The organism is Agromyces solani (assembly GCF_058349925.1).
Window position 1 is genome coordinate 895,040 of sequence record NZ_JBYRER010000001.1, and the last position, 19,119, is coordinate 914,158.

Annotated in this window: 16 protein-coding genes; 10 read left to right on the plus strand and 6 right to left on the minus strand. The window is 72.9% G+C overall.

The window, feature by feature from the left end; translation table 11 throughout:
* Nucleotides 1-28: 28 nt before the first annotated feature.
* From AC3RJ7_RS04160 to AC3RJ7_RS04175, 4 genes are all read right to left on the minus strand, one after another.
* Entirely contained in the window at nucleotides 29-1,207 is a 1,179-nt protein-coding gene (locus AC3RJ7_RS04160; RefSeq protein ID WP_491454561.1) for an acyl-CoA dehydrogenase family protein, read from the minus strand.
* Nucleotides 1,208-1,216: 9 nt separating this feature from the next.
* Complete coding sequence (locus tag AC3RJ7_RS04165) at nucleotides 1,217-2,203, minus strand: DUF4349 domain-containing protein (protein ID WP_491454562.1); 987 nt, start codon at nucleotides 2,201-2,203, stop codon at nucleotides 1,217-1,219.
* 137 nt (nucleotides 2,204-2,340) lie between these two features.
* Nucleotides 2,341-3,174 carry an aldo/keto reductase gene (locus AC3RJ7_RS04170; protein WP_491454563.1) on the minus strand — a complete coding sequence of 278 codons (834 nt, stop codon included), beginning with the start codon at nucleotides 3,172-3,174 and terminating at the stop codon, nucleotides 2,341-2,343.
* 14 nt (nucleotides 3,175-3,188) lie between these two features.
* Entirely contained in the window at nucleotides 3,189-4,397 is a 1,209-nt protein-coding gene (locus AC3RJ7_RS04175) for an MFS transporter (protein ID WP_491454564.1), read from the minus strand.
* A gap of 261 nt (nucleotides 4,398-4,658) precedes the next feature.
* On the opposite strand from AC3RJ7_RS04175, the gene AC3RJ7_RS04180 reads away from it, so the two are divergent.
* The 3 genes from AC3RJ7_RS04180 to AC3RJ7_RS04190 are packed head-to-tail and all read left to right on the plus strand — an operon-like array spanning nucleotide 4,659 to nucleotide 7,371.
* Nucleotides 4,659-5,561, plus strand: a complete 903-nt coding sequence (locus AC3RJ7_RS04180; protein WP_491454565.1) for an ABC transporter substrate-binding protein — start codon at nucleotides 4,659-4,661, stop codon at nucleotides 5,559-5,561.
* Nucleotides 5,562-5,590: 29 nt separating this feature from the next.
* Entirely contained in the window at nucleotides 5,591-6,598 is a 1,008-nt protein-coding gene (locus AC3RJ7_RS04185; RefSeq protein ID WP_491454566.1) for an amino acid ABC transporter permease, read from the plus strand.
* On the plus strand, nucleotides 6,595-7,371 hold the full coding sequence (locus tag AC3RJ7_RS04190) for an amino acid ABC transporter ATP-binding protein (protein ID WP_491454567.1): 777 nt from the start codon (nucleotides 6,595-6,597) through the stop codon (nucleotides 7,369-7,371). Before AC3RJ7_RS04185 ends, AC3RJ7_RS04190 begins: the two co-directional genes overlap by 4 nt.
* Before the next feature lie 31 nt (nucleotides 7,372-7,402).
* Here the strand turns inward: AC3RJ7_RS04190 and hrpA are convergent, their stop codons facing one another.
* Nucleotides 7,403-11,395 carry an ATP-dependent RNA helicase HrpA gene (gene hrpA / locus AC3RJ7_RS04195; protein ID WP_491454568.1) on the minus strand — a complete coding sequence of 1,331 codons (3,993 nt, stop codon included), beginning with the start codon at nucleotides 11,393-11,395 and terminating at the stop codon, nucleotides 7,403-7,405.
* 79 nt (nucleotides 11,396-11,474) lie between these two features.
* Here hrpA and AC3RJ7_RS04200 point away from each other — a divergent pair, with 79 nt between their 5' ends.
* The 5 genes from AC3RJ7_RS04200 (at nucleotide 11,475) to pnuC (ending at nucleotide 16,180) form a co-directional block, all read left to right on the plus strand.
* A complete protein-coding gene (locus AC3RJ7_RS04200) occupies nucleotides 11,475-12,239 on the plus strand; it encodes a DUF1684 domain-containing protein (RefSeq protein ID WP_491454569.1) in 765 nt (254 codons plus the stop codon).
* A gap of 87 nt (nucleotides 12,240-12,326) precedes the next feature.
* On the plus strand, nucleotides 12,327-13,154 hold the full coding sequence (locus AC3RJ7_RS04205) for an aldo/keto reductase (RefSeq protein ID WP_491454570.1): 828 nt from the start codon (nucleotides 12,327-12,329) through the stop codon (nucleotides 13,152-13,154).
* Nucleotides 13,155-13,164: 10 nt separating this feature from the next.
* Nucleotides 13,165-15,075, plus strand: a complete 1,911-nt coding sequence (locus tag AC3RJ7_RS04210) for a thioredoxin domain-containing protein (RefSeq protein WP_491454571.1) — start codon at nucleotides 13,165-13,167, stop codon at nucleotides 15,073-15,075.
* The gene (locus AC3RJ7_RS04215; protein WP_491454572.1) at nucleotides 15,072-15,494 is read left to right on the plus strand and encodes a DUF3054 domain-containing protein; all 423 of its coding nucleotides are present in this window, start codon (nucleotides 15,072-15,074) and stop codon (nucleotides 15,492-15,494) included. Before AC3RJ7_RS04210 ends, AC3RJ7_RS04215 begins: the two co-directional genes overlap by 4 nt.
* Entirely contained in the window at nucleotides 15,491-16,180 is a 690-nt protein-coding gene (gene pnuC, locus AC3RJ7_RS04220) for a nicotinamide riboside transporter PnuC (protein WP_491454573.1), read from the plus strand. Before AC3RJ7_RS04215 ends, pnuC begins: the two co-directional genes overlap by 4 nt.
* Before the next feature lie 37 nt (nucleotides 16,181-16,217).
* On the opposite strand, the gene AC3RJ7_RS04225 is transcribed toward pnuC, so the two are convergent.
* A complete protein-coding gene (locus tag AC3RJ7_RS04225; protein ID WP_491454574.1) occupies nucleotides 16,218-16,550 on the minus strand; it encodes a hypothetical protein in 333 nt (110 codons plus the stop codon).
* A 189-nt stretch (nucleotides 16,551-16,739) separates the two neighbouring features.
* On the opposite strand from AC3RJ7_RS04225, the gene AC3RJ7_RS04230 reads away from it, so the two are divergent.
* Nucleotides 16,740-17,372: an RBBP9/YdeN family alpha/beta hydrolase gene (locus AC3RJ7_RS04230; protein ID WP_491454575.1), complete on the plus strand. Its 633-nt coding sequence runs from the start codon at nucleotides 16,740-16,742 to the stop codon at nucleotides 17,370-17,372.
* Between the two features lie 46 nt (nucleotides 17,373-17,418).
* Complete coding sequence (locus AC3RJ7_RS04235; protein ID WP_491454576.1) at nucleotides 17,419-18,981, plus strand: DUF7059 domain-containing protein; 1,563 nt, start codon at nucleotides 17,419-17,421, stop codon at nucleotides 18,979-18,981.
* Nucleotides 18,982-19,119 lie beyond the last annotated feature (138 nt).

Here is a 19,119-nt window from a genome sequence, read left to right on the forward strand (position 1 = left end):
GGCCGTTGGCGGGTCGCGCGCGGGCCGGTCAGTCGGGCACCGGCCCGAGCCAGGCGTTCGCGACCGTCGCGTGCGCCGATTCGTCGTCGGAGGGGTGGAAGACGCCGGCGAGGACGTCGCGGTAGAGCCGGCCGAGTTCGGAGCCCGCGAAGTAGCTCGACCCGCCGGCGACGCGAACGGCCTGGTCCACGACGTGCTTCGCGGTCTCGGTCGCGCGCACCTTGACGCCGACGAGCTTCGCGAACCAGGCCGCGCCGTGGTCGACGAGCTCGTCGAGATCGCGCGCGACGGCCTCGAGCTGCGGCGGGATCGCGTCGTAGGCGATGGCCGCGTCGGCGACGCGCCAGCGGATGTCGGGGTCGTGCGCCAGCGGGCGACCGTCGTGCTTCATCGAGGTGCGGCGCCCGGCCGCGGCGACGGCGAGGTCGAGCGCCCTCCGCCCGATGCCCGTGTAGACGGCGGCGAGCAGCAGCTCGAAGTTCGCGAAGATGCCGAAGACCAGCGGATCGGCGTTGGGACCGGGGTCGAGCCGGCGCACGATGCGGTCGGGCGCCGCGTAGGCCCCGTCGAGCACGGTCGTGCGGCTCTGGCTCGCCCGCATGCCCATCGTGTTCCAGTCGTCGAGGATGCGCACGTCGGGGTCTTCGCGGTCGATGAAGCCGTAGACGAGTTTCGGCGCGTCGGGCGACACGGAGTCGAGTCCCATCGTTCCGAGACGCGTCCACGCGGGCGAGAGCGAGGTGAAGATCTTGCGCCCCGCGTACCGGTAGCCGCCGTCGCGCTGGGGCTCGGCCGTCGTGCGCGAGCCGAAGAGCATGAGGTCGTTGCCGGCTTCGGAGATGCCGAAGCCGAAGACCTCGCCGGCGCCCGCCTCGCGCAGCACGAAGTCGAGCGAGTCGTCGCCGCGGTCGCGCAGCACTTTCGCGACGCCCGTCCACACGAGGTGCATGTTGACGGCGAGGGCGGTGGCCGGTGCGGCACCCGCGAGCCGCATCTGCGCGTGCACGGCGTCGACGAGGCTCCAGCCGAGCCCGCCGTGTTCGACGGGCACGAGTGCCGTGAGGTAGCCGGCCGCACGCAGTTCGTCGAGGTCGTCGTCGAAGAAGGCGTTGTCGCGGTCGTACTCGGCGGCGCGAGCGCGGAAGCGCTCGAGGAGATCGTCGTCGAGGAGGGCTTCGGGCGTCGTGGTCTCGGTCGTCGCGCTCACGTCGCCAGACTACGCCCGCGGGCCCGGCTCGGTGGGAGCGGGTTCCGGGGAGGCCGGCTCGGCGCCGCCGTCCGCTCCGGGCGCGGGCGGGGACGCGGTCGCGCCGGGCGTGGCGGGCGAGGGCGCCGTCGAAGCCCGTCGTCGACCACGCGTGGCGAGCACCACGACGAGCGTCGCGATCGCGGCGATGACGAGGAGCAGCCCGAACCACGGCAGCAGGACGCCGAACGCGACCGCGAGCGACGACAGGAATCCGGTCAGCGCCGTCCAGCCGGCGACGATCCCGCTCCAGAAGTCGTCGGGTGCCGGGGCGGGCGCCGCCTCGACCGTCGTGAGCTCGAGCGTGAGGGTCGAGTAGTCGACCTGGTCGACGAGCAGGTCGCGCTGCTGCGTGAGGCTGTCGAGCTCGGCCTGCCTGGTGGTGAGCTCGGACTCGATGGCGATGAGGTCCTCGATCGACTCCGCCTGCGCGAGCAGCTGCTCGAGCCGGTCGACCGACGCCGAGAGGGCCTCGATCCGCGCGTCGAGGTCGGTGCGCTGCTGCGTGACGTCGGAGGCCTGCATCGAGACCGAGTCGACGCGCCCGAGTTCGCGCAGCTCGTCGACCACGTCGTCGAGCTCGTCGGCGGGCACGCGCAGCACGAGCTGCGCGCTCGCCGGCGATGTGTCGGTGCCCGGCTGCTCCGTCCGGCTGTCCGTCCGGCCGCCGGCCCGGTCGACGATCGCGGCGGCCTCCTCGGCGGCGTCGATCGGGTCGTCGACCGTGACGGTGATCCAGCCGGTCGTGATGACGCTGCGGTCGGCGACCTCGGGGCCGGAGACCGCTTCGTCGGCCGACTGCCCGTCGGTGCCGGCGTCGCCCCCGCCCTGCTCGGGTGCCGGCATGCCGGGCTCGCCGACGCCGGGGGAACTCTCGCCGCCCGCCCCCATCGAGCAGCCGGCGAGCAGGAGGGCGATGATCGCGGCGGACGCCGCCGCGGGTGCGAGTCGTCTCATGCGGTCAGGGTATTGCCGCGGCGGGAGCGCATGTCTGAAGGTCCGCTGGGAGACCGGTCACGATCGGATTGCGCTGTGACCGGACCGTGATCGACCCGTGACCGGGCCGTGATGGAGCGGCCTCCGCCCCGGGCGTTTCAGTCGTCGTCGGGGTCGCGACCGGTGCGCTCGCCGGTCGCGAGCGAGGCGATCGCGGCGAGGTCGTCGGCGCCGAGCTCGAAGTCGAAGACGTCGAGGTTCTCGCGGATGCGCTCGGGCGACGATGCCTTCGGGATCACCACGTTGCCGAGCTGGACGTGCCAGCGCAGCACGACCTGCGCGGGGCTGCGCCCGTGCTCGGCTGCGAGCCGGGCGAGCACGGGGTCGTCGAGGAGCCGGCCGCGGGCGAGCGGTGACCAGGCCTCGGTGCGGATGCCTCGTGCCGCATGGAACTCGCGGAGGGCGGCCTGCGGCAGCCGCGGATGCAGCTCGACCTGGTTGACGACCGGGGAGACGCCCGTGTCGCCGATGATGCGCTCGAGGTGGTGCGCGTGGAAGTTCGAGACCCCGATCGAGCGCACGCGTCCCTCGTCGCGAAGCCGCACGAGCGCCCGCCACGTCTCGACGTAGCGATCGGTCGAAGGCACCGGCCAGTGGATGAGGAGGAGGTCGAGCCGGTCGAGCGCGAGCCGGCGCATCGAGGCGTCGAAGGCGCGGAGCGCCTCGTCGTAGCCGTTGTCGTCCTTCCACACCTTGCTCGTCACGAAGAGCTCGTCGCGCGGCACCTCGGCCGCCCGCACCGCCTCGCCGACGCCCCGTTCGTTCTCGTAGAACGCGGCCGTGTCGAGGTGGCGGTAGCCGGTCGCGATCGCGGCGCCCGCGAGGCGCGCCGCGTCGCCGGCGGGCACCTTGTAGAGGCCGTAGCCGAGCTGCGGGATCGCGTGGCCGTCGGAGAGCGGCACGAGCGGTGCGAGGGGGAGCGGTCGAGGCATCCTGGCGCCCTTCGTCAACTGGGCTGGAGCGGCACTGGTTCGGTGTCGGGGATGGGGCTCGCATCGCGGCCGCGGAGGTCGGGATGCCATGGACGGCCGATCACCGCGGCCAGCACCCCGAGGAGGGCGATCGCCGCCGCCGCCCAGAACGCGCCTTGCGCGCCGAAGCCGTCGATGAGGAAGCCCGCGAGCGCCGAACCGAGCGCGGCGCCGATGAGCTGGCCCGTGCCGACCCAGCCGTACGCCTCGGCCGTGTCGGAGAACTTGACGCTCGCCGAGACGATCGAGAAGAGCACCGCGAGTGCGGGGGCGATGCCGATGCCGGCGACGAAGAGGGTGATCGAGAGCCACCAGAAGTCCATCACGAAGGCCGCGAGCGCCGTGCCGACGAAGACGATGAACATGCGGCGGGCGGTCGACCACGGTCCGATCGGCACGTGGCCGAGGAAGAGGCCGCCGGCGAGCGAGCCGATCGAGAAGATCGCGAGCACGATGCCGGCCTCGCCGCCGTCGTGGCCGAACACGGCGACGACTCCGGCCTCGATCGCGGCGCACGCGCCGATGAGGAGGAAGCCGACGATCGTCGCGAGCAGCACGGCCGGCCGCGCGAGCACCGTGCCGAAGCGCCGCTTCGACCGCGGGATGCGCACTCGGCCGAGCTCGGGTGAGGAGATGAACCAGGCGCCGCCGACGACCATCAGGAAGGCGGCGAGCAGGATGCCCCAGACCGTGCCGATCTGCGTGGAGACGAAGGTCGTGACGACCGGGCCGACGACCCAGATGATCTCCTGCGCCGACGCGTCGAGGGAGTACAGCGGCGTGATCTGGCGCGCGTTCACCATCTTCGGGTAGATGGTGCGCACCGCCGGCTGGATGGGCGGCGTCGCGAGACCGGCGACGAGGCCGACGATCATGTACAGCGGGACGGTGAGCGGCAGGACGCCGATCGCGACGATCGCGGTGACGCAGATCACGAGGGTGACGACGAGCACGGGCCGCATGCCGAAGCGGCCCATGAGGCGGCTCGTGAACGGGCCCGCGACGGCCTGGCCGATCGAGGTCGCGGCGAGCACGAGGCCCGCCGCGCCGTACGAGCCGGTCTGCTGCTCGACGTGCAGCAGGAAGGCGAGCGAGAGCATGCCCGCAGGGAAGCGCGCGGTCAGCTGGGCGGCGATGATGCGCGCGACGCCTCGCGACTTCAGCAGTTCGGAGTAGGTTCCCACGGTGCGCCAAGCCTATCGAGCGGGCGGCTCGGCCCCCGGGCCGGCGAGGCGGAGCGGCATCCGGTGCGGCATCCGGTGCTGAAAAGACGGAATCTTGCGTCTCGAGGTGATCCGGCGGTGATTTCGAATCGCGGCCGAATCGTGATCTGCCGGAATGCGTGCGTCGCGACCGGGGAGGACTAGGCTCGGTCTACGGCGACGGAGCCTCACTTTGCGCTCAGTCGTTTGTCCCCATCATCGTGTGACGACAGAGGTAACAACATGAACATCCGCCGACTGCTCCTGCCGGCCGCCATCGCCTCCGCCGCGGCCCTGCTCTTCACCGGCTGCGTCAACAACTCGGAGAGCGAGGGCGGCGGCACGTCGAGCGAAGCCCCCACGACCGAGATCACGGCCGACGACGCCGCGGTCGCCCTGCTGCCCGCCGAGGTCAAGGACTCGGGCGTGCTGCGCATCGGCACCGACGCGGAGTACCCGCCGAACGAGTACAAGGACGACGCCGGCAACCCGGTCGGCTGGGGCGTCACCCTCGCCGAGGCCGTCTCCGCCAAGCTCGGCCTCGAGCCCGAGTGGGAGATCCTGAGCTTCGACAGCATCATCCCCCGCATCCAGGAGGGCGCGCTCGACATGGGCTCGTCGTCGTTCACCGACACGGTCGAGCGCCAGGCGTCGGTCGACTTCGTCGACTTCCTGAACGCGGGCAGCCTGTGGGCCGCTCCCGCCGGCAGCGACATCACCCCCGACACCGCGTGCGGCAAGGTCGTCGCCGTGCAGTCGGGCACCATCCAGCACACCGACGAGCTGCCCGAGCGCAGCCAGGCGTGCGTCGACGCGGGCGAGGAGCCCATCGAGATCCTGCCGTTCGAGGGCCAGCCCGAGGTGACGAACGCCGTCGTGAACGGCAAGGCCGACGCCTTCTCGGCCGACCTGCCCGTGACGGGCGACGCGGTCTCGAAGCTCGAGGGCCAGCTCGAGACGGTCGGCGAGATGTTCGACGCCGCGCCCTACGGCTTCGCCACCCAGAAGGACAGCGAGATGACCGCCGCCGTCCAGGCCGCGCTGCAGTCGCTCATCGACGACGGCACCTACCTCGAGATCCTGACCGCCGCGGGCATCGAGTCGGGTGCGGTCGACGAGGCCGTCATCAACGGCGCGACCAACTGATCAGGCTGATCAGGTAAGTCACCGCAGTCATGTCCGACATGCAGTCCCGGTCGGCGGGGTCCGAGACCCCGCCGACCGGCACCGAAACGCCGCCCGAGGCGATCAAGGCCATCAAGCTGCGCCACCCGTGGCGCATGGTCCTCGCCGTCGTGCTCATCGTCCTCGTCGTCCTCTTCGTGGTCGACGCAGCCCTCAACCGGCCCGTCTACAACTGGCCCGAGGTCGGCAAGTACCTCTTCGACACGCGCGTCGTCGAAGCCGCCGGGTACACCCTGCAGCTGACGGTGTACTCGATGGTCATCGCGATCATCCTCGGCATCGTGCTCGCCGTCATGCGCCTCTCGCCGAACCCCGTCGTGAAGTCGGTGGCGTGGGTGTACCTCTGGCTCTTCCGCGGCACCCCGGTGTACGTGCAGCTCGTGTTCTGGGGCCTCATCGGCGTCATCTACAAGTCGATCGACGTCGGCATCCCGGGCAACGAGCCGTGGATCTCGATCGTCACGAGCGACCTGCTCAGCTACTTCGCCCTCGCGATCATCGGCCTCGCGCTCAACGAGGCCGCCTACATGGCGGAGATCGTGCGCGCCGGCCTGCTCGCGGTCGACCGCGGCCAGGAGGAGGCGGCCACGGCGCTCGGCCTCGGCTGGTGGCACACGATGAGCCGGGTCATCCTGCCGCAGGCCATGCGCGTGATCATCCCGCCGACCGGCAACGAGGTCATCTCGATGCTGAAGACGACCTCGCTCGTCATCGCCGTGCCGTTCACGCTCGAGCTGTTCACCCGCACCCAGGACATCGCGGCCAAGACGTACCAGCCGGTGCCGATGCTCATCGTGGCGTCGATCTGGTACCTCGCGATCACCTCGATCCTGATGGTCGGCCAGTACTACCTCGAGAAGCACTACGCGAAGGGCATCGACCAGCGGCCCGCGCCGCAGAAGCCGACCGTCGAGACGAGCGCGGTCGCCGCGGTCGACCTCGACGCCGACGGCGGCACGGTCCCGCCGTCGAACCACCACGCGGGAGGAGGCGCATGAACGCCGTGGAGACGCCCATGGTGAAGGCCGAGGCGGTGTCGAAGGCGTACGGCTCGAACACCGTGCTCCGCTCGATCTCGCTCGAGGTCAAGCGCGGTGAGGTGCTCTGCCTCGTGGGCCCGTCGGGCTCCGGCAAGTCGACCTTCCTGCGCTGCATCAACCACCTCGAGACGGTGAGCGCCGGGCGGTTGTCGGTCGACGGCCAGCTCGTGGGCTATCGCCAGCACGGCGACAAGATCTACGAGCTGCACCCGAAGGACGCCGCGAAGCAGCGTCGTGACATCGGCATGGTGTTCCAGCGCTTCAACCTCTTCCCGCACATGACGGCGGTCGAGAACGTGATGCTCGCGCCGACACTGCTGAAGAAGGGCCTGCCGAAGGCGCAGCTGAAGGCGCGTGCGCTCGAACTGCTCGCGCGCGTCGGCCTCGCCGAGCGCAGCGACTATTACCCGTCGCAGCTCTCGGGCGGCCAGCAGCAGCGCGTCGCGATCGCCCGGGCGCTCGCGATGGAGCCGAAGCTCATGCTCTTCGACGAGCCGACCTCGGCGCTCGACCCCGAGCTCGTCGGCGAGGTGCTCGAGGTCATGAAGGAGCTCGCGAAGAGCGGCATGACGATGATCGTCGTGACGCACGAGATGGGCTTCGCCCGTGAGGTCGCCGACACGCTCGTCTTCATGGACGGCGGCGTCGTCGTCGAGTCGGGCGACCCGCGCGAGGTGCTCTCGAACCCGAAGCACCAGCGCACGAAGGCGTTCCTCTCGAAGGTGCTCTGAGTCGCATCCCCCTCGGAAGGCGCTCGTCGGCTCAGCCGGCGAGCGCCTTCTGCACGCGTTGCACCGACACGGTCTCGGCGGTGCGGAGCTCCTGGGCGAAGAGGCCGACGCGCAGCTCCTCGAGCAGCCATCGCACGCGCACGAGCGCCGGGTCGGCCTCGGGGTCGACGGGCAGCGTGCCGCCGGCCTTCTCGTACGCCGTGCGAGCGACGCCGAACTCGTTCATGAGCTGTCGATCACGTCCCGGGTTGTCGACGAGCCGGCGCACGCGCGCGGTGATCGCCTCGAGGTAGCGGGGGAGGTGCCGCAGCCGGTCGAGGCCGGTCGCCGAGACGAATCCGTTCGGAACGAGCGCGGCGAGCTGCTCGCGCATGTCGGCGAGGGCCGTCATCAGCTGGATGCTCGAGGCGCCGGAAACGGCACGGTCGGCCTCCCTGGCCGCGCGGAGGATCCGGGCGACGAGGGACACCGTCTCGAAGAGCCGGTCGACGATCGTCGCGGCGACGGCGTCGCGCACCTCATCGAACTCCGCCCTGGTGCGCAGGATGCCCTCGGGGTGGCGGGCGCGGAGTTCCGCGTCGACGCACGCGGCGAGGCAGTCGTCGAGGAGCGCCCGCGTCGACGGGTACGCGCTCGAGGCGAGCGCGAGCTTCTCCTCGTTCGAGAGGTGCTCCTGCACGTAGGCGACGGGCGTCGGGGTGGCGAGCACGACCAGGCGGCGGATGCCTCGGCGAAGCGCCCGATCGCGCTCCTCGCCCGTCGCGACGAGGCGGAGTGCGACGGCGTCGCGCTCGTCGACGAGGGTCGGGTACGCGCGGATGACGTTGCCGGCCTGGCTCGTGTCGAGGTGCTCGGGCAGGGCATCCCATTCCCAGGATGTGATCCCGCCGCGCTCCGCGAGCTCGGGCGGCGCGGCGGCGGGCTGCGGGCGACCTCGGCCTTCCGAGCCTCGGGCCGGGCGTGCGTCGCTGCGCTCGACGTCGGCTCGTTCGGTGCGCCGGCCGGCACCGCCCACGGCGCGCGCGACGGCGTCGCGCGTGCGATCGGCGAGCCGCGCCTGGAGCTCGGCCAGGTCCTTCGAGCTGCCGAGCGCGCGCCCGCGCTCGTCGACGGCGCGGAACGTCACGCGCAGGTGCGGCGGCACCCGGTCGAGGTCGAAGTCGCTCGGGTCGACGGGCGTGAAGGTGAGCCGGCGGATCGCCCGCCCGACCTCGGCGACGAGCGGCTCGCGCTCCTCGCCCGTCTCGGGACCGCCCGGCAGCTCCGCGGCGATCTTCGCCGCCCACTCGGCCGCGGGCACGACCTGGCGCCGAAGCACCTTGGGCAGTGCCCGGAGCAGCGCCGTGATGAGCTCGTCGCGGAGCCCCGGCACCTGCCAGTCGAAGCCGGCCGACGTGAGGCGCGGCAGCAGCACGAGCGGCACGACGACCGTCACGCCGTCGTCGTCGGCGCCGGGCTCGAACCGGTACGAGAGCGACAGGGTCTGGTCGCCCTGCTTCCAGCGGTCGGGGAAGCCGTCATCGCGTCCGCGGTCGGCGTCCTCGCCGAGCAGGTCCTCGCGCCGCATGGTGAGGAGGTCTGGCGTCGATCGCTGCGCACCGCGCCACCACCGCTCGAACGAGCGCACGTCGGCGACGTCGTGCGGCACCCGCGCCTCGTAGAAGGCGACGACGGCCTCGTCGCCCGCGAGCAGGTCGCGGCGGCGCGTGCGCTCCTCGACCTCGCCGAGCTCGCGGCGCAGGGCGCGGTTGCGCTGCACGAACGAGAACAGCCGGCGATCGAGCCGCGAGGTGTCCCAGTCCTCCTCGACGAGGGCGTGCCGGATGAAGAGCTCGCGGGCGAGCTCGGCGTCGACCCGGGCGAGCTGGATGCGTCGCTTCGCGACGATGGGCACGCCGAAGAGCAGCACCTTCTCGTCGGCGACGGCCGAGCCCTGCCGGCGCTCCCAGCGCGGCTCGGAGTAGCTGCGCTTCGCGAGGGGACCGGCGAGCTGCTCGGCCCAGGCCGGGTCGATCGCCGCGTTCGTGCGGGCGAAGAGCCGGCTGGTCTCGACGAGCTCGGCGCTCATGAGCGCCTGCGGCGGCTTCTTCGCGAGGGCGGAGCCGGGGAACACGACGAAGCGCGTGCTGCGGGCGCCGAGGAACTCGGCCCCGCGCCGTCGGCCCCGGCGGTCGGCGTCGCGGGCCGCGCCCGCACCGCCGCGCCCCGTCGGCGTCTTCGCGTCGTCGCGGAGCCCGATCTGGGAGAGCAGCCCCGCGAGCAGCGCCCGGTGGATGCCATCTCCGTCGGGCTCGCCGGCCCGCTCGGCGACGTGCAGTCCGAGCGGCTTCGCGAGACGAACGAGCTGGCGGTACAGGTCCTGCCATTCGCGCACGCGCAGGTAGTTGAGGAACTCCGACTTGCACATGCGGCGGAACGCGCTGCCCGAGAGCTCGCGCTGCTGCTTCTCGAGGTGGTTCCAGAGGTTGAGCAGCGTCAGGAAGTCGCTCGTCGGGTCGACGAACCGCGCGTGGAACCCGTTCGCCTCCTCGCGGCGTTCGAGCGGGCGCTCGCGCGGGTCCTGGATCGTGAGGCCCGCCACGATCGCGAGCACCTCGCGCGAGACGCCCTGGCCCTTCGACTCGAGCACCATGCGCGCGAACCGCGGCTCGATCGGCAGCCGTGAGAGCTGCCGGCCGATGCGGGTCAGCTGGGGCCCGTCGCCGGTCGCGCCGTCATCGAGCGCCCCGAGCTCGCGCAGCAGCTCGAGGCCGTCGCGGATGCCGCGGGCGTCGGGCGGGGTGAGGAACGGGAACTCCTCGATCTGCCCGAGCCCGAGCGACGCCATCTGCAGGATGACGGCGGCGAGGTTCGTGCGCAGGATCTCGGGGTCGGTGAACTCGGGACGGCGCTCGAAGTCCTCCTCGGAGTAGAGCCGGATCGCGATGCCGTCGCTCGTGCGGCCCGACCGGCCCGAGCGCTGGTTCGCCGACGCCTGCGAGATCGCCTCGATCGGCAGCCGCTGCACCTTCGAGCGCACCGAGTAGCGGCTGATCCGCGCGGTGCCGGCGTCGACGACGTACCGGATGCCCGGCACCGTGAGGCTCGTCTCGGCGACGTTGGTCGCGAGCACGATTCGTCGGCGCAGGCCCGGCACCTTCGACGGCTCGAAGACCCGGTGCTGGTCGGCGGAGGAGAGCCGGCCGTAGAGCGGCAGCACCTCGGTCTCGCCGCCGCGGCCGCCCGCGTAGCGGGCGCGCACCGCCTGCTCGGCATCGCGGATCTCGCCCTCGCCCGAGAGGAAGACGAGCACGTCGCCGGATGACTCGCGGTCGAGCTCCTCGAGCGCCTCGATGATGCCGCGCTGCACGTCCTTGTCCTCGGCGGCGGCGCCCTCGTCGTCCTCGTCGTCGCCCGCGCCCGCCTCGGCGACGAGCGGCCGGTAGCGGACCTCGACGGGGTAGGTCCGCCCGGAGACCTCGATGACGGGCGCGGGCTCGCCCGAAGCATCCTCGAAGTGCCTCGCGAAGCTCTCGGGGTCGATCGTCGCGCTCGTGACGATGACCTTGAGATCGGGGCGGCGCGGCAGCAGCCGCTTCAGGTAGCCGAGCAGGAAGTCGATGTTGAGGCTGCGTTCGTGCGCCTCGTCGATGATGATCGTGTCGTATCGGCGCAGCTCGCGATCGCGGTGGATCTCGTTCAGCAGGATGCCGTCGGTCATGACCTTGATGCGGGTCGCGTCGCTCACCCGGTCGGTGAAGCGCACCTGGTAGCCGACGAGCCCGCCGAGCTCGACGCCGAGCTCCTCGGAGATGCGCTCGGCGATCGTGCGCGCGGCGATGCGCCGGGGCTGCGTGTGCGCGATCGAGGTGCGGCCGAGCTCGAGGCAGATCTTCGGCAGCTGCGTCGTCTTGCCCGATCCCGTCGCGCCGGCGACGATCACGACCTGATGCGACTCGAGGGCGCGCGCGATCTCGTCCCGCTGCGCGGAGACCGGCAGCTCGGCGGGATAGGTGATCACGGGGATCGGCGCTGGCGTCGACATAGCCCTCCATCGTAGGACGTGCGCGTCGTCCGAGGTCGCGCGTCACCGAACGGGCCGCGACGATCGCTACCGTGGAGGCATGACGAGCGAGCGCTTCGAGTCCGACTGGCGAACCTGGCACCTCGCGCGCGAGGCGCGCGCGACGGCCCCGCACGGGCTCGCCGCGCTGCGGCACACGCACTGGCTCGGCACCGAGCCCGAGGCGGTCGAGGGCGCGCCGGGTCGGTGGTCGGCCGACGACGGCGCGGTGGTCGGCATCGGTCTCGCGGATGGCTCGGGCGCGGTGCGCCTCGAACCGGGCGACGAGCTCGCGGCCGGCGCGGTCCTGCTGCGCGCCTTCGAGCGCGACGGCGCGCTCGCGCTGCGGGTGCTCGACCCCGACGCCCCGACGCGCACCTCGCTCACGGGCATCGACGTCTTCCCGCCGTCGGCCGCATGGCTCGTACGGGCGCGCTTCGAACCCGCGGCCGAGTCGACGCTCGACGTCACGAGCGTCGACGGTCACTCGTCGACCGAGCACGTCGCGGGCGTCGCCCGGTTCGAGGTCGAGGGCACCCCCGTCGAGCTCACCCTGACCCGTGACGCGGGCGGTCTCGGCGCGGTGTTCGCGGATGCGACGAGCGGCGTCGAGTCGTACCGGTTCCGCTTCCTCGCCGTCGGCGAGCCCGACGAGGGCGGCACGCTCGAGCTCGACTTCAACCGGGCGTACCTGCCGCCGTGCGCGTTCAGCGACCAGTACGTCTGCCCGCTGCCGTCGGCCGGCAACCGGTGGCCGGTCGCCGTGCGCGCGGGGGAGCGGCTGCCCGTGCGCCGTGCCGACGAGGCGGCGTCGCCTGCGGCCTGATCCACGGCGCGAAGCGCGAACCGCCCGCGCTTCGCGGGCAGCGAACCGGCCTGTCGCGGTCGCGGCTCGTCGTGATGGGATGGCGGCATGACGGTTCCCCGCATCCAGCTCAACGACGGTCACTCCATTCCGCAACTCGGCTTCGGCGTCTTCAAGGTCGACCCGAACGAGACCGAACGCATCGTCACCGACGCGCTCGAGGTCGGGTACCGGCACCTCGACACGGCGCGCATCTACGGCAACGAGTCGGGTGTGGGCCGTGCGATCGCCGCGTCCGGCCTCCCGCGCGAGGAGCTGTACGTGACGACGAAGCTCTGGAACGACGACCAGGGCACGCAGTCGGTGCACGACGCCTTCGACGCCAGCATCGACCGGCTCGGGCTCGACTACGTCGACCTCTACCTCATCCACTGGCCGAGCCCCGCCCGCGACCGCTACGTCGAGACCTGGCGCGAGTTCGAGAAGATCCGCGACAGCGGCCGCGTGCGCTCGATCGGCGTGTCGAACTTCCTCGTGCCGCACCTCGAGCGGTTGCTCGACGAGACCGACGTGGTGCCGGCGGTCGACCAGATCGAGCTGCACCCCGCCCACCAGCAGCCGGCGACCGCCGCGTTCGCCGAGGAGCACGGCATCGCCATCGAGGCGTGGGGGCCGCTCGGGCAGGGCAAGTACCCGCTGTTCGAGCTGCCGGAGATCGCCGGCCCGGCGGCCGCGCACGAGAAGTCGCCCGCCCAGGTCGTGATCCGCTGGCACCTGCAGCGCGGGCACATCGTCTTCCCGAAGTCGACCCGACGCGAGCGCATGGCCGAGAACTTCGACGTGTTCGACTTCGAGCTCGGCGACGCCGAGATGCAGGCGATCACGGCGCTCGAGCGCGAGGGCCGGGTGAGCTCCCACCCCGACGACGTGAACTGAGGAGGGCGACATGGGCCGACGCCTCGCCGATGCGGTCAGCCCGTACCTGCGGGCGCACGCGGGGAACCCGGTCGACTGGTTCCCCTGGGGCGACGACGCCTTCGACGAGGCGCGCGCCCGGGACGTCCCGGTCATGATCTCGATCGGTTACGCGACGTGCCACTGGTGCCATGTCATGGCCCGTGAGAGCTTCAGCGACGCCGCGACGGCGCGCGTGCTCAACGAGCGGTTCGTGTCGATCAAGGTCGACCGCGAGGAGCACCCCGACGTCGACTCGAGCTACCTGGCCGCGGCGTCGGCCTTCACGCGCGAGCTCGGCTGGCCGCTCACGGTGTTCGCCACGCCCGACGGGCGGGCCTTCTACGCGGGCACGTACTTCCCGCCGCAGCCGCAGCGCGGCATGCCGTCGTTCCGGCAGGCGCTCGCGGCGGTCGACGAGGCCTGGCGGGAGCGCCGGACGGAGCTGACCGGCACCGCGGACGCGGTCGCCGGTGCGCTCGCCGCGGCGGCGAGCGCACCCACCGCCGGGGCACTGCCGACCTCCGCCCGACTGACCGAGGCCGTCGAGGCCCTGGCGGTGCAGGAGGACCGGGTGCACGGCGGCTTCGGCGGCGCGCCGAAGTTCCCGGTGGCGCCCGTGCTCGGCTTCCTCGCGCGGAGCGGGGCCGACGGGCGTGCCCTCGCCCGACGGACCCTCGCGGCGATGTCGGCGTCGCCGCTGCGCGATCCGGTCGACGGCGGGTTCTTCCGCTACGCCACGCGGGCCGACTGGAGCGAACCGCACTACGAGCGCATGCTCACCGACAACGCCCTGCTCCTCGCGGTGGGCGCCGACCTGGCCCGCGACGATCCGGGCCTCGTCGAGGTCGCCCGGGGCGTCGCAGCGTTCCTCGTGGACACCCTGCAGCTGCCGGACGGCGGGTTCGCGGCCGCCCAGGACTCGGAGAGCGTCGTCGACGGCGTGCGCACCGAGGGCGGCTACGCCCGCGCCGATGCCGGACGACGCCGGTCGCTCGAGCCGCCCCCGCTCGACGAGAAGGTGCTCACCGGCTGGAACGGCCTCGCGATCGGGGCGCTCGCCCGGGCGGCGGGGGTCCTCGGCGGGCAGGACGGCGATCGGGCGCTGAGCGCCGCGCGCCGAGCCGCCGACTTCGTGATCGGCCACCATCTCACCGGGGACGGGAGGATCGTCCGCGCCTCGCTCGACGGCCGGGCTTCGGCCGCCGCGGCCGCGCTCGAGGACGCGGGCATGCTGGCGGCGGGTCTCGTCGACCTCGCGCTCGCGAGCGGCGAACCGAGCTACGCCGAGGTCGCGCGCGAGCTCGTCGATGCCGTGATCGAGGCGGCCGCGCCGGGAGGGCCCGTGCCGTTCGCGGTGCCGGGAGGGCCCGACCCCGTGCTCGCCGCGAGGGGGCTCGCGCTGCCGAGCGATCCGGCCGAGGGGGCGACCCCGTCGGGCGTGACCGCCTGCGCGGAGGCGGCCTGGCGGCTCTGGCTGCTCGGCGCAGGGGAGCGGTACCGGTCTGCCGCCGCCACGGCGATGGAGAGCGTCGCCGCGATCGCCGTGGAACGTCCGATCGCATTCGGCGGGGCGCTCGCGCTGATGGCCGAACTCGCCGCGCCCGTCGTGCAGCTCGTGACCGTGGTGCCCGACGAGACGCCCCGTCGGGCGACGCCCGACGACGCCGCCGGCGCGGCACTCGTCGCCGAGAGCCGTCGGCACGAGGCATCCGTCACGGCGGTCGTCACCGCGCAGGAGGCGCGCCGCTTCGCCGACGCCGGCTTCGAGCTGTTCGCCGGGCGCGACCTGCGCGATGGCGCCGCCGCGGCCTACCGCTGCCGCGAGTTCGTCTGCGCGCTGCCGGTCGCCGACGCCGGCGCGCTCCGGGCGATGGCCGTGCTGCCTACGATGGGGGGATGAGCGGAACCGGCGCCGAATCGGCGCGCCCCAGCGGGCCGGGCACGAGCACGATCCTGGTGAGCCTCGCCGTCGACCTCGTGCTCGTCGTCGGGTTCGTGCTGATCGGCCGACGCAGTCACGCCGAGGGGCTCGACGTCGCGGGCATCGTCGCGACCGCCTGGCCGTTCGTCGTCGCCGCTCTCGCCGGATGGGGCGTCGCGCGGGCGTGGCGCTCACCCGCGGCGGTGTGGCCGACCGGGGTCGTCGTCTGGGCCGTGACCGTCGCCGGAGGGCTCGCCCTGCGGGTCATCACGGGCGACACCGCACAGCCGGCGTTCATGGTCGTCGCAGCGCTGACGCTCGCCCTCTTCCTCATCGGCTGGCGCGCGATCGCCGCGCTCGTGCGCCGTGGCCGCCGACGCGTGCGGACCGCGCCATGATGCTCGAGGCCGCAGCCGAGCCCGGCCCGATCGAGTGGCTCTTCGATGCGCAGCTCGTGATCGGCGGACAGGTGATCCTCTGGCGCGAGATCATCGGCAACCTCTTCGGGCTCGCGTCGGCGCTCGGCGGCCTGCGACGCAAGGTCTGGGCGTGGCCGGTCGGCATCATCGGCAATGCCCTGCTCTTCACGGTGTTCATGGGCGCCGTCTTCGACACCCCCAACCCGGTCAACCTGCTCGGCCAGGCGGCGCGCCAGCTCATGTTCATCGTCGTGTCGATCTACGGGTGGATCCAGTGGTCGCGGCACCGCCACGAGTCGGCGAACGCCGTCGACCCCCGCTGGGCGACGGGTCGCGAGCGCGTGCTGCTCGTCGTGCTGCTCGTCGGCGGCACGCTCGTGCTCACGCCGATCTTCCGCGCGCTCGGGTCGTTCGAGCCGGTCTGGGCCGACGCGTGGATCTTCATGGGATCGCTGCTCGCGACGTGGGGCATGGCGAAGGGCTGGACGGAGTTCTGGCTCATCTGGGTCGCCGTCGACATCGTGGGCGTTCCGCTGCTCGTGTCGGCCGGCTACTACGCCTCGGCGCTGCTCTACCTGTTCTACGGGGCGTTCACGCTGCTCGGGTTCTTCACCTGGCTGCGGGTGCAACGCCGTCGCGAGGCGGCGTCGACCGGACTCGCCTGACGACGAGCGGGGTGGGTCGCCGGCTGAGGCGGCGGCCTCACCAGGGGGCGGGCACGCGATCGAGCAGTGCCCACACGGCGCCGCTCAGCTCGGGATGCTCCAGTGCGATGCCCCGCAGCAGCTCGAACTCGAATCGGGCGGCCTCGCCGGGGCGGGCCGCCGGATGGTACGCGCGCGACCTGGCGGGGCCCCACGCCTCCGACTGGAGTCGTTCTTCGCGCAGGGTCGCGACGACCTGCTCGTCGACCGAGGGCAGGTCGGGCAGGAACATCCACGGGTCCTCGCCGAGGCGGCAGCGCAGCTCGATGAGTGCGGCGAGCTCGTCGCGCGCGTCTTGACGCAGGCGTTCGAGCGCCGGTGACTCCGTCATATGCGACCCTCCCTCGCCTGCCACGATCGTACGCCCACGCTACGCGCACCGTGTGACAGGCGGGTTACAGGGCGCAATGCCAGATGGCGCGCAGATGACGGGTGTGTGACATCGGGCGAGCGGACCGCCGCGCGAGGCGCTTGAATGGTGGCCGCGGCCGACGGCCGCTGCGCGGACGAAGGAGGCGACGTGGGCGAGGTGCTCATCCTGCACGGCTGGCAGAACCATCGGCCCGAGGGCCACTGGCAGCGCTGGCTCGCCGGCGAGCTCGGGGCGCGCGGCCACCGGGTGCGGTACCCGCAGCTGCCGGAGGCCGACACCCCGGAGCGCGCCGACTGGCTGGCGGCGCTCGAGGCGGAGCTGGCAGGCACGAGCCCCGCCGACCTGACGGTCGTCGCGCACAGTCTGGGCTGCTCCCTCTGGATCGCCCACGCGCTCGCCCGCGCCGAGGCGGGGCTCGGCGGACCTTCCGCGGCACGGGTCGTCCTCGTCGCCCCTCCGTCCGAGGGCTTCCTCGCCGGCATCCCGGAGATCGCCGGGTTCGTCGCGGGGAGGTCCGACGAGGCGGAGCGCGAGCGGCTCGGGGCTGCGCTCGCGGACGCGAGCACGGCCGCGCCGCTCGTCGTGCAGAGCGATGACGACCCGTGCAGCCCGGCCGGCACGCTGGGCATCGCCGATGCGCTCGGGCTCGACCGGATCACGGTCGCCGGTGCCGGGCACTTCACGATCGAGGAGGGATTCGGGCCGTTGCCGATCGTGCTCGACCTCGTCGACGGCCCGGGCGCGGCCGGCGTCGACCGCGACGCCGACACGGCGGCCTGACCGGATCGCACCGCGTGCTCGGAGCGCCCGCTGCTTGAATGGTCGGGTGGACTCCGAACGCACTCCGACGCCCCTGCTCCGCCTGGCCGCCGACCTGCGCGCCGCCGACTTCACGGTCGACGTGCTCGACGAGCTCTGGGGCGAGGCGGCCTCGGCGGCGTTGCACCGCGGCGAGCGCGTGCCCGCCAGGCGCGTGCTCGACGCGCGGCGACGTCGACCCGGCACGACGGCGGCGCTCGCCGCGCTCGCGGAGCTCTTCGTGCTCGGGCTGCCGGTGCCGGCCCACGAGGTCGCCGAGGCCCTGCCGCGACTCGGTCTCGACGACGCGGTCGGGCTGGGGCTCGTGCGCCGCGACGGCGAAACGGTCGTCGCGGCACTCGACCTGCGCCCGTACGAGTTCACCGACGCCCGCGGCGAGGCGCACTGGTGGGTCCTCTCCGACCTCGGAGAACTCGCCCTCGGGCACGCGCTCGGCGAGCACCACGTGCTCGGGGTCGGCGGCGCCTCGACGACGCTGTCGGGGCTCATGCTGCCGACGCCCGCGGGCCGCGTGCTCGACCTCGGCACCGGCTGCGGCATCCAGGCGATGCACGCCTCCCGCTTCGCCGAGGAGGTCGTCGCGACCGACATCTCGGAGCGGGCGCTCGCGCTGGCCCGGATGAACCTCGAGCTCAACGGCATCGAGGGTGTCGAGCTGCGCCTCGGCAGTCTGTTCGAGCCGGTCGCGGGGGAGCGGTTCGACCGCATCGTCTCGAACCCGCCGTTCGTCATCACCCCGCGCACGGAGGGCGTGCCCGAGTACGACTACCGCGACGGCGGCATGGTCGGCGACGCGCTCGTCGAGGCGGTCGTGCGCGGCTGCGCCGACCACCTCGAACCGGGCGGAACGGCGCAGCTCCTCGCGAACTGGGAGTACCGCGACGGCGCCGACGGCCTCGAGCGCGCGGCCGGCTGGGCCGCGGCGCTCGACCACTGGATCGTCGAGCGCGAGGTGCAGCCCGTCACCGAGTACGCCGAGACGTGGATCCGCGACGGCGGCACCCGGTCGGGCACCGCCGCCTTCGATCGGCTGTACGACGCCTGGCTCGACGACTTCTCGGCGCGGGGCGTCACCGAGGTCGGGTTCGGCTATGTGCTCGTGCGGCGCCCGCTCGACGTGGATGCCTCGGCCGCGACATCCTCGACGGCTCGACTCGCCCGCGTCGAGCGACGGCACGGTGCGATCGGATCGAATCCCGCGGGCCTGGGCGGGCACCTCGCCCGGTGCCTCGATGCGCACGACCGGGCGGCTGCGCTCGATGACGCGGCGCTCGGGGCCGTGCACCTGACCGTCGCCGGCGACGTCACCGAGGAGCGCCACTACTGGCCCGGCGACGCCGACCCCACGGCCATGCTGCTGCGGCAGGGCGGCGGGTTCGCGCGCACGATCTCGCCCGGCACCGCACTCGCCGCGCTCGTCGGCGCGTGCGACGGCGAACTCGCGGTCGGCGCGATCGTCGCGGCGCTCGCGCAACTGCTGGAGGTCGACGAGACGGCGCTCTCCGCCGAACTGCTGCCCGAGGTGCGGGAGCTCATCGACGACGGGCTGCTGCTGCTGCCGGTGGAGTGACGCACCGATCGGCGCGAACGGAGAATCACCTCCGGTTGTGCCGGGGAGTTCGCACTCCCCGGGTCCGGCGACGCCGACGCGCGGATGACGGCCGGCTCCCCGATTTCGGAGGGCCGGCCGATTCGTGCGCGGTATTCT

What these genes read in the sequence shown, in the direction of transcription:
- AC3RJ7_RS04165 (WP_491454562.1), bottom strand. Translation starts at nt 2,203, where the DNA reads ATGAGACGACTCGCACCCGCGGCGGCGTCCGCCGCGATCATCGCCCTC.
- AC3RJ7_RS04170 (WP_491454563.1), bottom strand. Translation starts at nt 3,174, where the DNA reads ATGCCTCGACCGCTCCCCCTCGCACCGCTCGTGCCGCTCTCCGACGGC.
- AC3RJ7_RS04180 (WP_491454565.1), top strand. Translation starts at nt 4,659, where the DNA reads ATGAACATCCGCCGACTGCTCCTGCCGGCCGCCATCGCCTCCGCCGCG.
- AC3RJ7_RS04185 (WP_491454566.1), top strand. Translation starts at nt 5,591, where the DNA reads ATGTCCGACATGCAGTCCCGGTCGGCGGGGTCCGAGACCCCGCCGACC.
- AC3RJ7_RS04190 (WP_491454567.1), top strand. Translation starts at nt 6,595, where the DNA reads ATGAACGCCGTGGAGACGCCCATGGTGAAGGCCGAGGCGGTGTCGAAG.
- hrpA (WP_491454568.1), bottom strand. Translation starts at nt 11,395, where the DNA reads ATGTCGACGCCAGCGCCGATCCCCGTGATCACCTATCCCGCCGAGCTG.
- AC3RJ7_RS04200 (WP_491454569.1), top strand. Translation starts at nt 11,475, where the DNA reads ATGACGAGCGAGCGCTTCGAGTCCGACTGGCGAACCTGGCACCTCGCG.
- AC3RJ7_RS04205 (WP_491454570.1), top strand. Translation starts at nt 12,327, where the DNA reads ATGACGGTTCCCCGCATCCAGCTCAACGACGGTCACTCCATTCCGCAA.
- AC3RJ7_RS04210 (WP_491454571.1), top strand. Translation starts at nt 13,165, where the DNA reads ATGGGCCGACGCCTCGCCGATGCGGTCAGCCCGTACCTGCGGGCGCAC.
- AC3RJ7_RS04215 (WP_491454572.1), top strand. Translation starts at nt 15,072, where the DNA reads ATGAGCGGAACCGGCGCCGAATCGGCGCGCCCCAGCGGGCCGGGCACG.
- pnuC (WP_491454573.1), top strand. Translation starts at nt 15,491, where the DNA reads ATGATGCTCGAGGCCGCAGCCGAGCCCGGCCCGATCGAGTGGCTCTTC.
- AC3RJ7_RS04225 (WP_491454574.1), bottom strand. Translation starts at nt 16,550, where the DNA reads ATGACGGAGTCACCGGCGCTCGAACGCCTGCGTCAAGACGCGCGCGAC.